General features: G+C 41.5%; 9 protein-coding genes. 4 read left to right on the plus strand and 5 right to left on the minus strand.

The features are described 5' to 3' along the window. The first annotated feature begins 11 nt into the window (after positions 1-11). Positions 12-992, plus strand: a complete 981-nt coding sequence (locus tag R3O62_RS14175; RefSeq protein WP_005777106.1) for a FimB/Mfa2 family fimbrial subunit — start codon at positions 12-14, stop codon at positions 990-992. A gap of 114 nt (positions 993-1,106) precedes the next feature. Here the strand turns inward: R3O62_RS14175 and R3O62_RS14180 are convergent, their stop codons facing one another. Both R3O62_RS14180 and R3O62_RS14185 read right to left on the minus strand, forming a co-directional pair. After that, on the minus strand, positions 1,107-2,066 hold the full coding sequence (locus tag R3O62_RS14180) for a hypothetical protein (RefSeq protein ID WP_032530214.1): 960 nt from the start codon (positions 2,064-2,066) through the stop codon (positions 1,107-1,109). Positions 2,067-2,314: 248 nt separating this feature from the next. Next, positions 2,315-3,274, minus strand: coding sequence for a hypothetical protein (locus tag R3O62_RS14185; RefSeq protein WP_317472573.1), 960 nt, complete (start codon positions 3,272-3,274; stop codon positions 2,315-2,317). 243 nt (positions 3,275-3,517) lie between these two features. Between R3O62_RS14185 and R3O62_RS14190 the strand changes: the two genes are divergently transcribed. The 3 genes from R3O62_RS14190 (at position 3,518) to R3O62_RS14200 (ending at position 6,075) form a co-directional block, all read left to right on the plus strand. Then, positions 3,518-3,835 carry a hypothetical protein gene (locus tag R3O62_RS14190; protein ID WP_005805595.1) on the plus strand — a complete coding sequence of 106 codons (318 nt, stop codon included), beginning with the start codon at positions 3,518-3,520 and terminating at the stop codon, positions 3,833-3,835. A gap of 139 nt (positions 3,836-3,974) precedes the next feature. Continuing rightward, positions 3,975-4,913, plus strand: coding sequence for a UDP-glucuronic acid decarboxylase family protein (locus tag R3O62_RS14195; protein ID WP_005777113.1), 939 nt, complete (start codon positions 3,975-3,977; stop codon positions 4,911-4,913). 34 nt (positions 4,914-4,947) lie between these two features. Continuing rightward, on the plus strand, positions 4,948-6,075 hold the full coding sequence (locus tag R3O62_RS14200) for a response regulator (RefSeq protein WP_005805597.1): 1,128 nt from the start codon (positions 4,948-4,950) through the stop codon (positions 6,073-6,075). Between the two features lie 140 nt (positions 6,076-6,215). Here R3O62_RS14200 and R3O62_RS14205 read toward each other — a convergent pair whose 3' ends face one another. From R3O62_RS14205 to R3O62_RS14215, 3 genes are read right to left on the minus strand one after another with little or no spacing between them, the layout of a single operon-like run. Continuing rightward, entirely contained in the window at positions 6,216-9,089 is a 2,874-nt protein-coding gene (locus tag R3O62_RS14205; protein ID WP_269109706.1) for a PD-(D/E)XK nuclease family protein, read from the minus strand. Then, entirely contained in the window at positions 9,086-12,259 is a 3,174-nt protein-coding gene (locus R3O62_RS14210) for a UvrD-helicase domain-containing protein (RefSeq protein WP_269109707.1), read from the minus strand. The genes R3O62_RS14205 and R3O62_RS14210 overlap by 4 nt, the downstream gene beginning before the upstream one ends. Positions 12,260-12,282: 23 nt before the next feature. Beyond that, complete coding sequence (locus R3O62_RS14215; protein ID WP_005805604.1) at positions 12,283-13,860, minus strand: beta-N-acetylhexosaminidase; 1,578 nt, start codon at positions 13,858-13,860, stop codon at positions 12,283-12,285. Positions 13,861-13,956: the final 96 nt, after the last annotated feature.

Consider the following 13,956-nt stretch of genomic DNA (forward strand, 5'->3'; position numbering starts at 1 on the left):
CTGAAGTAGCTATGAACAGATTTATCGGATACATACAGGTTGCATGTTGCTGCCTTCTGCTATGTGCTTCCTGCGTCAGAGACGGGATGGATGAAGATTGCAACTCTTATGTCCGCTTTGTATACGACTACAACCTGGAATACATAGACCTGTTTCATAAGCAGGCAACCAAGATGAACTTGTATGTATTCGATGAAAAAGGTGTATTTGTGACAGAACTTGAAGAAAAATCCGGTGCTTTTGCACCGGATTATCTGATGACTTTACCTCAATCCATGGCAGGCAAGAAGTATATTTTTGTTGCTTGGTCCGGATTGTACGGCGAGTCGTATGATAAGGTTGCACTCACTCCCGGAGTATCTACACTGGCGGATCTGGAGGTCAGCGTCAATAACTTGAAAACCCGGAGTGGTGGGGGAGTGGTCGACAGGGAACTCCATCTGCTATGGCATGGCAAGCAGGCAGAAGTGTCTCCGCAATATAATAATGATGTCACTACTGTCTCGTTGCTGAAAAATACGAAAAAATTTCGCATTATCATGCAAATGCTTGATGATAGCAACATTGATGTGGATGATTATGATTTTCGGATCGTTTCACCCAATGGAAGGTACGATCATGAAAACGGGCTTTTGGGAGATGAAACGGACGAGAAAGTAGAATATACTACTTACCATACCGAAAACGATTCTGAAACCGGAGCTATAGCCGAACTGAACACATTGCGACTGATGACTGACAAAGAAAACAGATTGGTTATTACACATAAGCCATCGGGCAATGTGATTCTTGACATCTCTCTGAATAAGTATCTCAACGCGTTGAGGCTTCAGCAATATTCTGATTTACCTCTGCAGGAATATCTGGATCGTGCTGATAAGCATGGTATCATTTTGTTCTTTAAGGGCATGGATAGCAATGGAAACTATATTAGTGTGGACGTGCAGATCAACGGTTGGTTGATTCGGAAACAAGAGGTCGATGGAGTTTAGGTGGGAGGGTGTAGCCATCTGGGGCGGATGGCTACACCCAAACGTCGGGATGGCTACACCCTATATACTAAAGGGCGTAGCCATCTTTTTTATGCATATCTTCGTCGGGTAAGCTTATAATGTGTCGATAAAACTTTTTTGCTGTTCAAGAAAGCTGATTCTTTGTGCCTCTCCGCTCTCTGAGATCAGTGTAGAGTGTCTTTTTAACGATTGTATCCAATCTTTTTGTATCCCGCAAATTCGTGGGCTCTGAGAATCCATCGAATTAATGGAATATACCCGGAGGAGACTGATCTGGAAATCTTTCTTTTCTATATAGCTATAGGTTGCCTCAAAGTCGATATTCGATAAGTAAATGGCCACTTTGTTTCCGTTACCGAATTCTCCTTTTGCGGATATTTGTTCCAATTCATGCAGCAACAGTACCAGTTCGTTTTTTAAATGCATCAGGTCTGTTTCCGAGATCAGATTTAATCCGGCAAAGTATTTCATTTCTTTCACGAACGAGTAGAATACGTTACTATCCCATATGAAACAAGTCTTTCTGCACGCCTTAACTGCTTCACTCAATAACTTGTGGGCATTTACCGCTTTGACGGGTATTTGCATACCCGACAAGTTGTTAGGAGTACGTATTTTCCCGTTCTGATAAATCCATCTGCATAAACGGAACTTCGATAGGTATTCATACGAAGAATAAAGAGTAAAAGGGATCACATTGGAAGCCGTATATATCTTCGTACTACTGTCGTCCTTTACATAATTGAAGATGCGAAGATAACGCTCTATAATTTCATAATAACTCTCCAGGGGATCGGGTGAATGCAGTAAGTTCAGGTCGAAAGTCACCCGGTTTGACTGGTGGTTCCCAATAATCTGGTCGATTGATATCCCCAGTTTACATGAAACCAGTGCAACCTCGTCGAAAGTGAAGGCTACTTCTCCCCGTAATCTTCGGTATACAGCTTCTTTTCCCATGCATAGTGCATCTGTCAGATAGTTAGCCAGATTTATTCCCCGGGGAATCCGCTCTTTCATTGCTGCAATAAGCTCGTTAACGATATAATTTTTCATAACTGCCATTTGGGTTATTGATTAATAATATTGTAATAATTGTAATAGCTTGTGGCATATACAAATATAGAGTAAGTAACCCGAACTTTTGTGTGGCATATCATGTGTGGAAAAAAGAGGGTATTTCTGATTGGGAAATAATTGTCGGAAAGACAGGTTGGGAATGAAAAAAAACAGATGGCAATGCCACCTGTTTTCGATAATTGTCACTATTCTCCCCAATTGTTTCGTTTTTCGTTTTAAGAAAGTTACAGGGTGTTTATTATTTCACGCTGTTCTTTAAAGAAGCGTATACGTTGCATCTCTCCGCTTTCGGATATTTGTGTTGAGAATTTCTTGAGTGATTGCACCCATTCTTTCAAACTGCGGAACATGCCGTCATCCTGGGTAGTAATGGCATTGATAGAATATATACGTATCATGCTGATGTGGCTGTTGCTGGTTGCCACATAACTGTAAGTGGCGTCAAACTTAATATTCGAAATATAGATGCGTACATCATTGCCGGTTTCGTATTTACCTTTCCCGGCGAGTTCCTCCAATTCTTCCGTCAGAAGTAGTAAATCATCTTTTATCATTTCTTTATCTTCTTCAGATATCAGATGGATTTCCGAGAAGAACTGTATGTCTCTCACAACATGTTCAAAAACGGTATTATCCCAGATGTAATCTGTAGTTCTCATCTGCTGTGTCATGTTGACGAAGTCTTTTTGGGCATCATATATTTTGTGTGGAATCTCCAGTTCGTCAAAGTGTTTACATCTGATATTTTCGTTCTGATACATCCACTTAAACAAACGGAATTTCGAAAGAATATCATGCTTGAGATATAGTGCCTGAGGCAAAATATTCGATGACGTTGCCATTTCTGTTGTAGGGTCTTCACGGATACTGTCGAATGCATGGACATATCTTGTGAGGATGTCATGGTAAGTCTCGAATGTGTTACTATGGTGTACTACATTAAGATCGAATACTGCGTTATTGCTGAAACTCACACCAATCATTTTGTCGAGCGATATTCCTAATTTTCTTGAAATGACAGCAGCTTCTGCCAGTGTAAATGGTACTTCTCCACGCAGGCGGCGATAGATAGCTTCTTTACCTATATATAAGATATCCATCAATGTATTTGCCAGATTGGCTCCGGCCGGAACTTTTTCTTTTGCGGCTTCTATTAAGCCTGTATTTAATTCGTTTATTATCATAGCCTTTGTTTCTTTGTTTAACATATTTGCACCCTGGCTTGTTTCGGTATTCGCAACTATTTTTTCATTTGCAGCCTCTATTTGCATAATAAGTGAGTTGATACCGCTTAATGTAGATAGAGAGAAAGCATTTCTGAAACAGAAACATTCTATCGGTCACGAATATCTTCTGATCCTGGTGTAGCTTTGTATACACCGAGTCGGAAGTTCCGTTTTTATGTTAAACCCCTAAAAATGATTATTATGGATTTAGAAAAAGTATTATTTAGAGAAATAGACAATAAAAGCCGTATTTTTTTGTATAAGGAAGGAGATTGTTGGAGTGCACACGATAATTCGGCGCGTCATCTTTGTTTTTTGTATTCGCAGTTCAATGCTTTTGATCGTATTTATCATGCATATGAGATTGTACTGAAGTGTGTTATGCTGAGTAATGCCATGATTGAGAAGTTTGTTGAACACACATTGGTACAGACGGGGCGAGCAGATGAAATGGAAATCAGCATTCCGGAAGAAAAAAAAGCGGAATTTGAAAGCTGGCGCAGCACGTTCGGAGTATAAATGAATTTTTAGAATTGGTGGCTTTTTATTAAAAATATGTGTTCGGAAAACTTGCATATTTTAATCAAATCGTTTACATTTGTGCAGATCTAAATGATAGAGGGCGCACGTTTGCCCTCTGTCATTATAAAATAATTACATGAAAAGAATCTTAGTTAGCGGAGGTGCCGGGTTTATTGGCTCACATCTCTGTACTCGGCTAATCAACGAGGGACACGACGTCATTTGTCTGGATAATTTTTTTACCGGATCAAAAGAAAATATTATCCATTTAATGGATAATCACCATTTTGAAGTGGTACGTCATGATATAACATTCCCATATAGTGCTGAAGTAGACGAAATATACAATCTTGCCTGTCCGGCTTCTCCCATACATTATCAGTACGACGCTATTCAGACCATTAAAACATCGGTGATGGGAGCTATCAATATGTTAGGATTAGCCAGAAGGCTTAATGCTAAAATTCTGCAGGCTTCGACCAGTGAAGTTTATGGTGATCCGGAGGTACATCCGCAACCGGAATCTTATTGGGGAAATGTCAATCCGATAGGTATCCGTTCTTGTTATGATGAAGGGAAACGCTGCTCTGAGACCCTTTTTATGGATTATCACCGCCAGAATAACGTACGTATTAAAATTGTTCGTATTTTCAATACATACGGTCCACGGATGCTGCCCCATGATGGGAGAGTGGTTTCTAATTTCGTCATTCAGGCGTTGAAGAACGATGATATAACTATCTATGGGACCGGTGAGCAAACCCGTAGCTTTCAGTATATAGATGACTTGGTTGAAGGTATGATTCGGATGATGAATACGGATGATGATTTTACGGGACCTATAAATCTTGGTAATCCCAATGAATTTTCCATGCTTCAGTTGGCAGAGATGATTATCCGGAAAACCGGGTCGAAGTCAAAGATAACTTTCAAACCTTTGCCTCATGACGATCCTCAACAGCGTAAGCCTGATATCAGTTTGGCACAGGAAAAGCTGGGATGGCAGCCTACAATTTTGTTGGATGAAGGTCTGGATCGTATGATTGATTATTTTAAAAAGAAGTACACGTTATAATAAAATAAGAACTCAAGATTAAAGCTACATAAAGATGAATATGGAAATTAATCCCTCGGAATATAAAATTCTCATTGTAGACGATGTAATGTCAAATGTCCTTTTGCTGAAAGTATTGTTGACCAATGAGAAGTTTAACATAGTGACAGCCTGTAATGGAACCCAGGCACTGGATCAAGTGAAAAAAGAGAATCCGGATTTGATATTGTTGGATGTGATGATGCCGGACATGAGCGGTTTTGAAGTCTCTCAGAAATTAAAGGCTGATCCCGAAGCAGCTCATATTCCAATTATCTTTTTGACAGCACTGAATAGCACTGCCGATATAGTGAAAGGTTTTCAGGTAGGTGGCAATGACTTTATATCTAAACCTTTTAATAAGGAAGAGTTGATAATCCGTGTCACACACCAAATTTCTTTAGTAGCAGCCAAACGTATTATTGAAGCTAAAACGGAGGAGCTTAAAAAGACTATTATCGGGCGTGATAAGCTCTATTCGGTTATAGCTCATGATCTTCGTTCGCCTATGGGATCTATTAAGATGGTACTTAATATGCTGATCTTGAGTTTGCCCAAAGAAAAAATAGGTGAAGACATGTACGAACTGCTGACCATGGCTAATCAGACTACTGAAGATGTATTTTCTCTGTTGGACAACTTGTTGAAGTGGACGAAAAGTCAGATAGGTAAACTTAAAGTTGTATATCAGGATATTGACATGGTTGAAGTTGTGGAGGGAGTTGGAGAGATCTTCTCAATGGTGGCCGGTTTGAAGAATATTCATTTACGTATTGAAGCACCGGAACATCAGGCTGTATATGCTGATATTGATATGATAAAAACAGTTATACGCAATTTAATAAGCAATGCTATCAAATTCAGTAATGAAGGTTCTGAGATCCTCATAAAAGTAGAAGATATGGATGGAATGTCAATCGTTAGTGTGAAGGATAGCGGATGTGGTATTGATGAAGAAAGTCAGAAGAAACTATTGCACACCGATACGCACTTCAGTACTTTCGGGACTAATAATGAAGAAGGTTCGGGACTTGGATTGCTGTTGTGTCAGGATTTCGTAGTGAAGAATGGAGGTAAGTTGTGGTTTACTTCTGTTAAGGGTGAAGGCTCAACTTTCTATTTTTCTATTCCACTGAAAAAATAAGGCTTCAGCAGTTTGGGTAGATCGTTTGAGAATCAGACTATTCAAGTAGATAAAAATGGTGCAGACTATATTTCTAAAAATAAGTCTGCACCATTTTATTTTGTCTGATTCATTCGTGTGATTATACCAGTGGGAGCTTTTTATCGTTTACACATAGCTTTAAAATCGCAATATTCGCATTTCTTTAGATCCTCAGTTTGGGTGAACTCCTCTTGGTCGTTGTATATTTCCTCAAGTAGTGCCAATAGTCGTTCGCGGAACTCTTTTTCATAAACAGAAAAATCATCGACAGGTAGTTTGGGTTTGCGTGCTTCTCCCATTTCAATTACAGGAGAGTAGCTTTCGGAAGCTGCCCGATGGATATATAATAGAGAAGGAGCCACCTTTAATGTTTGTTGGCGTGCCATGATGGCGGCATAAAGAAAGGTTTGGAAAATATAGTTGGGACGCCCTTCGGCAGGTGTGAATAGTTGCTCCACATTCGCCGGCACTTTGGGGCTTCCTCCGGTTTTGTAGTCCACAATCCGAAGTGTACCTTCTTTACTGTCCATACGGTCAATCGTACCTCCGATCTTTAATGATAACATTCCTTTGGGGCCTTCTATCTGGATATCTTCCGTTACTTTCTGTTCCATACCTATCATTCGGAAAGGAGCATATTGCAGATCGTTACGTAACAACTGGCGGAGATAGGAAGTGATAACCTTTGAGTTTATTAACTGTACTCCGTTATACTCGGGCTTTTCGTCAAGAGGAACGTGAAAAAATTCTTCTTTGAAAGCTGTATCGACATAATTTTGCAGACGGACATTATCGCGCAACAAACGTTCAATATCTTCTTTGTGTATTTCTTGCTTGTGGGCTGTCAGGTCCAGATAGGCTAATTGAGCCGAACGGTGGAAGATAGTTCCGAACAGAGCGGAATCAATCTCTGCACTGACCTCATCGGGGGCTTTGAGACGTGCCACGTAACGGAAATAAAACTTCAGTCGACAGTCGAGATATGTATTCAGTGCCGATGGAGAAAGCATCAAGGCATCGGCGTTATGTGAGAAATCGTAGGTCTGGTATAAACGATCAATGATTTCCGGTGTTTTTGTGATACGGATGTCCCGGCTGTTTTGTGGTGATTGGCCTGCTTCCAGATATTCACGGCTGATTTCATGTGGCCATTCGATCAGGAACTGTAGCATAAAGCGTGACCATTCTCCCCGGTTTAGTCCATCCGATGAAGTGTTATACATCAGGGTGATATTTTCTGCCCGCTGAATCAGGCGATAGAAATAATAGGCATAAACTGCATTCTTGTGTTCAATGGTAGTCATGCCGAAAGCCTTACGTAGGTTATATGGAATAAACGATGATTCGCCTCCCGATTTAGGTAACTGTCCTTCATTAAGCGAGAGGAGGAGCAGATTACGAAAATCAAGATTGCGTGTTTCCAAAACTCCCATTATCTGCATTCCTATGGCCGGTTCACCATGGAAGGGGATATTGGCGGCATTTAATATTTTGTTCAGCAGGCGTTTCAGAGTATCTATACGCACTTGCAATTCACCGTTGTCAATCAAGTTGAGTAACCTGTTTACCAGAGTGAAACTCTTAAAAAGAGATTCACGGTACAGTTGGTTGAAAATATCATCATTCTCCTGCTCATGACGGTATAGAATAGATACCTCTTTCAGTAATTCCGTGATATAAATACAGAGCTCCCGAATGCCATTACGGGGAGTGAATAATAAATCCAAAAACCTGTCTTTCTTTAATTCGGAAGGAAAAGGATAAAAGCGGTTGGTTTTAGTGAGTTCCCGTTGCAATGGTTCGGCATTGTCCGAAAGACGACGGGTATACGGATGTTTTAATATAGTTTGTACGACCTCATAAGTGTATCTTCCTGATTCTGTACGGTATCCGCTGGTTTGCAGTTCGAGTATGGCATTGATAAAGCTATATACCGGCGTTTGTGCCAGTGGAAATCCCATGGTGATATTAACGTTCCTTACTTCTTCCGGGATGGAATGCAAGACAGGAAGGAGTAAGGCTTCATTACATAGAACGACAGCATTTTCTTTTTCTTCACTACTCAGGTTCTCTCTGATCCATTCGGGCAGATAACGGGCCTGAGCGTTTTCGGTGGGTGAAGAGATAAAACGGACCTTCTTGGGTTTTCTCAATTCATCAAACAATTCGGCCGGAAGCTCGTTGGGGAACAGTTTGAGATTACGATTTATAAATTCTCCGGCTTCGTGGCGTTGTTTGTGTTGTGAAGGAAGTTGAGTATAAAATACATCGTAGTCCCAATAGAACAGGGCCTTTCCCGTACTCTGCAATTGCCGGAAGAAGTGGGTCTCTACTTTGTTCAGTACATTGAAGCCGACAAATACGTAACGATCGTACTTCAATGATTCAGGCTCAAGGTGTTCAATGACGTTCCGGTAGAGCATACCTTCATATGCAAGTCCTGATTCTTCCAGATTCCTTCGGTACTGACGATATATATTACCCAATTTATCCCAAAGTGAGATAAATTTCTCCTTTAACAGTGTTCGCTTTTCAATAGAGAAATTCAGGAAAAACTGTTGGATCGCTTGTTCTTGCTCTTCGTCGAGAAAGTTGTAATCGTCCATGACGTTTTTCAGGTCCTGAAGATTGGTAAATAGCTTGTCGGCATCAACTATATTTTTGTCCACGTCATCGAAGTCGCTTATCAGTAGCTCACCCCAGAAGTAGAAATCGTCAAGTGATTCTTCGCTTTTCGTTTCTTCACGGAATACCTTGTAGAGTTCACATACCAGACGAATCGGATCTCCTAACTTCAAGACTGAAAGCTGTTGGAACAGTTCGCTGATGCTCACATAAGCAGGTGACCAAAGTGGTTGATCGGATTGGTTGGCTAAATGCTCGTTAAAGAACAGGCTGGCACGTTTATTTGGGAAAACGATAGCTGTACGTGACAGATCGTTCCCTATCTTGCTATAGAGGTCCTGTGCGACCAACTGGAGAAATGTTTTCATACTTTTTCAATTATTTCTTCTTCCACATACCACAGATAGCCTGTGATGTTTTTATATCCCATTCGGGAGAGGAGTTGCATGTATCCTTTCACCTGTTTGTTGTACTTCTTATTTTCTTTACCAAACTTAAAATCCACTACGACGACTTGCCCGTCTTTCATCATCACTCGGTCAGGGCGCCTGGTTTGCAATACTCCTTTATCTTTGTAGATGATGGCGCATTCGTTAAACAATTTCCACTCGCCGGAATACCATTTCTGTACTTCAGGCATAGAAAAGGCTTTCATGGTCAAAGTACGTATTTCCTCTTCTGTCTCTTTGCTGCCGATAACACCTTCGAATACCAGTTTTTGGATGGCAGATTCTATATCTTCTTTCGTTTCAATGGCAGAAAACAGTGTATGCAATAATTGTCCATGATTTATGAAGCGATCATCCGATTCTTCTTCGGAAAGTCCTTTTATGAAATCGGCTGAACGGTTTGATTGCCGGAACTCAATATCCGGATGCATGGATTCCATGCTAACCGGAAGTTTCTCGGGTTTGCGTGTAAGCTTGTTGCCTGAATCGACCATTTTTTCATCTTCGGACGGGCAGAGGTCACCAAACTCATATACTTGCTCCTCGTCCCATTCTTGCTCCAACTTACAGGCTGCTTGCGGTAATGCTCCGGCCAATAACTCAGACATTGTGTTTCTTTGTCCTTTCCGACTCCAGATAATCAGGTTCTTGCCCGCACGGGTAAATGCTACATAGAGCAGGTTCAGGTTGTCTACCCAAAGTTGCAAGCGCTCGTGCAAGTAGTCATTCCGGTATACCGATTCTGCCATCGCAGAAGAATAGTTTACCGGTACAATATCTAACTCGTTGAAAGGAGACTCTTGGGGTACGCACCAAACGAGTTGATTATTTGTTTCATTTTCCATTTTCCAGTCGCAGAAGGGGAGAAGTACTGTATGAAATTCCAACCCTTTGGACTTATGGATGGAGAAGATACGTATGCCTTCTACTTCACCGCTTGGTATTGTTTTACCAGATAAAGTTTCGTCCCAGTATCGGATAAAGCTGTCCGTATCTGAAGAATGGCTTTGAAGATAATCGGTCACTGCATCAAAGAAAGCAAATAAATAAGCATCCTGCTTCTCGATGCGGTGCAACTCAAAGAGGTTGAAAAGTTCTTCCAGTAGTTCGTAGAGAGGCATCAGACGGAGTTCTGTCATCCTTTCCAGAAAAACAGAAGGCAATAGTTCTTCAGCCTTATGGAAGAGCAGTGAATTAAGATTGTTTTCGGTATGAAGTACTTGTAACTGATAGTTAGTTGCAAGTTGAGCTTTTACAATCCGATTTTCCGGATCGGAAAGATAGCGCAGGGCATCCAGCATCATGCAGATGGCAAGTGAAGCGTCAAGCCGGAAGGCTTCGTCAGACACAACCTTATAATGCAGTTGTTTGTCAAAGTAATCGGCAATGCGGGGGATACTTTTATTCTTTCTTACCAAAATGGCGATATCGTTCAGCTTTATACCCGATTGTATCAGATGTTCTACTTCCGTTCCGAGGCTGATAAGGGTTTGTTCGGTATAATCGTGTTTTTCATCTGATTCGAGAAACTCGATTTTAACGTATCCTTTTTGTTCGTTCCGGGGGGATTCTTGCTCTACATCAGCATATGCATTAATTAAAGGCTCACAAATGCTTCCCAATTGCTTATTGTGTATTTCGTTCAGATAATCTACAGCAGCCGTAAAGATACTGTTGTTGAACCGTATGATATTGGTTTCACTTCGTCGGTTGGTCTTCAGTGTTTCTGTACGGATGGAAAAGTATCCAAGGCGTTTGTTCAATCCGTTCAGGATGCCCCAATCACCGTTTCGCCAGCGATATATAGATTGCTTGACGTCACCAACGATCAAGCTGTCCGCTCCTTGTGAGAGGCCTTCAAGAAGCAACAGTTTAAAGTTATCCCATTGCATCCGGCTGGTATCCTGAAATTCGTCAATCATCACATTACGGATGTTTGTTCCGATTTTCTCAAACACAAAAGAAGAGTCTCCGTCTTTTACCAGTTGATGGAGCAGAGCATTGGTGTCTGAAAGGAGAAAGCGATTGTTTTCACGATTTAGTTGACGTACCTCTTCATCAATATTAGCCAATAGTTGTACTTTGTTTAAATGTTGCATTGAGAGCCGGCAACTGTTTACAATCCGGTTATTGCGTGAGCGATGTTGCTCAGCATCTTGCAGAAGCGGCATTAAGATGGAGGAGGCTAATACGATAATGTCAGTATAGTATCTGGAAGTTTTGGCAGCCCAGTTTGTTTCGTCCTCCAGACATTTTACTACGGTTGCATTCGCTATTTCGTCCCCCAATATGCCATTCCTGAGCTTATTAAAGTAGCTTCCTATCCCTTTAGCACCGTTTTTTAAATCAGTTGGCTTTAGCGATTGGCTGGAAAGTACATTTTCAAACTGCTGAGCGAAATCTTTCATTTGTTCAAGAGCGGCTGTTTCCATCTCTTTTAATGTCTTGCGATACTCGCGGATTACATTCGGGTCGCGAAGACGTTGACGGAGACCGTCACCTTTTTCAATATACCCTTCATCAAAAATATTGCGTCCGAAATTTTTAATCTCATCCGAAACATTCCAGCGTTTGTCATCAGCAATGCGTTCGTTTATGTAGTCAAGTAGCCATGCCAATACCGGTGAATTAGGGCCCAATTTTTCAATCATACTGTCTACGGCATCACTTAATACTTCAATATTATTCAGCTCGATATTCAGGTTGGGACTCAGCTCAAGTTCGCGGGCCAGATTACGCATGACGGATTGGAAAAAGGAATCGATGGTTTCGACACGAAACCGGCTGTAATCATGGAGCATGTAGCTCAAAGCTATGCCAGCTGTTTTTCGTATTTCATCTTCCGAACGGCCTGTCTCAGCGATGATGCGTTTTAGGTACGCATCCGAGTCCGGGTCAGCTATATGTATTCCATATAGCTGACTGAGAATACGTTCCTTCATTTCGGCAGTAGCTTTATTGGTGAAAGTCACTGCCAATATCTGGCGGTAGGCACGCGGGTTTTGTATTAGCAACTTGATATACTCAGCGGCCAGGGTGAATGTTTTCCCGGAACCGGCAGAGGCTTTATAGACAATAAGTTCGCTCATTCACAGTTTATGTTGGATAATAATTATTTTCTTTTTACTATTTCAAACGGCACGCGCACTGAAACACCGTTTTTCATTAAATTGGTCAGGTTCGGATATAACCGTTCTTTGAAAGAGTCCCAGCTGCGATGTTCCATTTGGGTCCATCCGGCTTCTGCCAATGCCAGTCCGCGAGGATAGGTCATGTACGTTACCCGGTTGATATCTTTTATTGCTTCTCCCCAAAGCGTTCCCATTACGCCCAGAATATGTGCTTGTTCGGATGCAGGTCTTCCGTATCCCGGGTCAAATTGATAACAAGTTTCGAGCGTTGTGACAGGCATTCCCCAATTGTTGAATTCCGGAAGATCACCTTTAAACTGGGGATAATCGAGATATGCAAATTCTCCCGGTGCCATGATCAGAGGGTTGCCGTGCTGTCGGGTCAGCTCCTGGCAAGTAGGTGTCAATCCGTATCTCCAGCTTACGAGTGTCACATCTTTGGGGTAAGGAAACAGATAGTCATTGGCAGGCATACGAATATTATCCAGTTCGCACCAAAGGATCGGCTGTTTTCCATCTGCCCGTACAAAACTGAGCATTCGGTCGAAGAAAGGAATCATTAACTGAGATGCTTTTTCATATTTCAGTTCTTTCATCATCTTTTGGCAGCGTTCGCATTTGGTCCAGTTTTTTTCTATTACTGCCTCGTCGCCTCCCAAATGGATATAGCGTGAAGGGAAGAGAGCACTTACTTCGTCAATAATGTCTTTGTATACCGTGTATACCTTTTCATTATTGGCGCAAAGCATTAAATCTACTGTTTTACCCACATTCTTTTCAATGGTATCGGTATGTGTACATCCCAATTCCGGATAAGCGGCTAATACAGCGACCGTATGCCCGGGAATGTCCAGTTCCGGGATTATTTCAATATGGCGTTCAGCTGCATAATGAATCAGATCGGTTAGTTCTTCCTGAGTATAAAAAGGTTGTCCGGCTGTAAGCTTCGGGTGCTTTTTGATCTCCATTCTCCATCCCTGATCATCTGTCAGGTGGAGTTGAAGCACATTGTATTTGTATCGTACCATTTGGTCAATGTAGAATTTTACATCTTCTACCGGCAAAAAATGCCGGGCAGGATCGAGCATTAAAGCCCGATATTCAAAGCGTGGAGCGTCATCAATGCTGACTGCAGCCATTTCTTTCCGATTGGTGGTACATACATCTCCTAAAAGTATTTGATCAACCGTCATTACCCCATAGAAGACAGCTGCTGCACTGGCTCCGCTAATGGTAATTCCTTTCTGATCTATTTTGAGTTTATAATGTTCTTTCCCGTTTAGTTGCGGATCAATAGTTAACCGGATGGCTGATTGCCGTGAGCCGGAAAGAGGGATATTTATTTGCATCCGATCTTTCAGGATGGCTTGCAGGGTGGTAGCCGCAAACTTAAGTTCCGGTTGCTCTGGATGAATAGAGATATTTTTGCCTGTCAGGCTAAAAGGTTTACTTTGCAGTTGCTCTATGTGATTGGGCATAGGCAACAGGGCCGAACGATTGTTTTGTGCAATTGCCGTAAAGGCAAAAAGAAGGAAAATCAGTCCTAAATAGTTTTTCATGGGATTAATTTATTTAATTAGTTTCGCGGCAAATATACGATTATTGTACGAGAAAACGGACACTTCAGCACAGAAAGAGGGGAGAACTGAACTTTC

Origin of the sequence: Bacteroides hominis (assembly GCF_033042785.2) — a bacterium.
Taxonomy (GTDB): Bacteria; Bacteroidota; Bacteroidia; order Bacteroidales; family Bacteroidaceae; genus Bacteroides; species Bacteroides hominis.